The 1,608-nt window shown below is 64.3% G+C and carries 1 protein-coding gene and 1 pseudogene; both read right to left on the bottom strand.

Annotation, left to right across the window (positions count from 1 at the left end):
* Positions 1-303: 303 nt before the first annotated feature.
* Positions 304-1,125: a putative phage abortive infection protein gene (locus RDU12_RS15665; RefSeq protein WP_308685591.1), complete on the bottom strand. Its 822-nt coding sequence runs from the start codon at positions 1,123-1,125 to the stop codon at positions 304-306.
* Positions 1,126-1,195: 70 nt separating this feature from the next.
* Positions 1,196-1,608, bottom strand: a pseudogene (locus tag RDU12_RS15670) (DNA-packaging protein); the annotation flags it as partial.

Raw genomic sequence — 1,608 nt, forward strand, 5'->3', positions numbered from 1 at the left:
GGACAGTGGGGCGCGTAAGGTATCCTCAAGTTGCTCTACCGTTTCCAGGTCGACAGTTGCCTTGAGAGCCTCCCATTCTTCGATCGAAGGGCAATTGGACAAGTGGCGATCGATCGCTTCTTCGATACGTGAGACGGCCGACGCGCCGGCTCCGGAAAATTTTGAGCTGGAAGTCATTAGTTGATCGTGGCGGGCTCCCGAAGGGAAGTCCACAGCTTCAGATCCCGCCAAATCCGGTGACGTCGCCGCGCCCATTTCGCCGCCGAGGGCCAAGCCAACATGGTGGTGCGACGCGCGGCGGCCTCAAGCGTCCTCTGGCGAATCGCCATTGGCCGAGCCGATGTCGTCATCGAGGCCGAACGCCTTGGGGTCGAAGCTGTCTCTAAGGCCGAACAGCTCAATGTCCGCCTCCGCCATGTTGTGAAGCAGGGCGTATCGCTCAACCAACGCCTTGAACTTCGCGTGGCCCTCGCCCACCACACAGTTCAGGGCTATCAACAGAAGTTCGCTATCGGAAACCTGCGCGCGAAGCAGTCGGACGTAGGGATAAGCCGGATTTGCCTTCGTGCCGGACAGGGCTGGGTCGCCGAACTGCCGGTCGGCATACGCGACAATATGATAGCTGAAGCGGAAGTGGTTCGACAGGCCGAAGGCTTCGTTAATCACACCGTCGAACAACGTCGTGAGAGCCTCATCGGGACGGTCACGCCGCAACGTCTGAATTGAGACGGCCATTTTGTCGAGCGCAGCTTGTCCCGTGGTTTCCGTTGCTATTGGTCTCGGCGGGAAGTTCATCTGGTCGTAGCTGATAGCGATGTGACGAATGCGGTTAAGTACGTCGTAGCGGCGTTCGATGAGGTTCAGGAACGATGGCTCTGCTGCGCGGCGCTCCAACCTCACGCTGTCGGCTACTGCCCGCTGATAGGTGCGGAAGGCGAAGAAGGCGGCCACCGCCGCCATACCTGCGCTGATAATCCCGAAGGAATCGCCGAGTTGGCCCGTGCGCTCGAAGCTCCAGGAAACGCCCGTGGGATTGAACCCCGCCCCCGAGGCCACGACGACCAGCCACCAAGCCACCGCTACGCCGAAGATGATCCATCCAGCATGCCGCCCAAACATGTTCATTGGCTCGCCCCTCCGGTTGAAGTTTGTCGCCGAACACAGCTCTGCGCGCAACCGCAGGTGCCTGCCCCCCTCACACCCACCGCACCCTCGGCCCCCTCTCCCCGTCCGGCGCGTCGACCAGCAGGTCGGTGATCGCCCACACAAGGGCGTCGGCGCGGTCGAGGGAGCCGGCCGCCTCCATCTCGCCGCCGAAGGCCATCAGCTCTTCCTCCAGGGCGTCGAAGGGGCCGGCGTGGTGGATGCGGCCCTGTTCGTAGAGGGCGGCGACGGGCTCGGCGCGGACGTATTTGCCGCGGGTGGCGTGGACCTCGCGGATCTTCAGCGTGCAGCCGGCGGTCTTGAGCACGGCGCGGACCATGTCGCCGCCCTGGTTGACCTCGGCCACCAGGGCCGTGGCGCCGAACTCCGTGGCGAGGGCGACGGCGCGGCGGGCCCAGGCGTCGGGGCCGAGGCCGGCGATCGACCGGTCGGCGAGGACGACGG

Source organism: Brevundimonas sp. (assembly GCF_031082345.1).
Taxonomy (GTDB): domain Bacteria; phylum Pseudomonadota; class Alphaproteobacteria; order Caulobacterales; family Caulobacteraceae; genus Brevundimonas.

What these genes read in the sequence shown, in the direction of transcription:
- RDU12_RS15665 (WP_308685591.1), bottom strand. Translation starts at nt 1,125, where the DNA reads ATGAACATGTTTGGGCGGCATGCTGGATGGATCATCTTCGGCGTAGCG.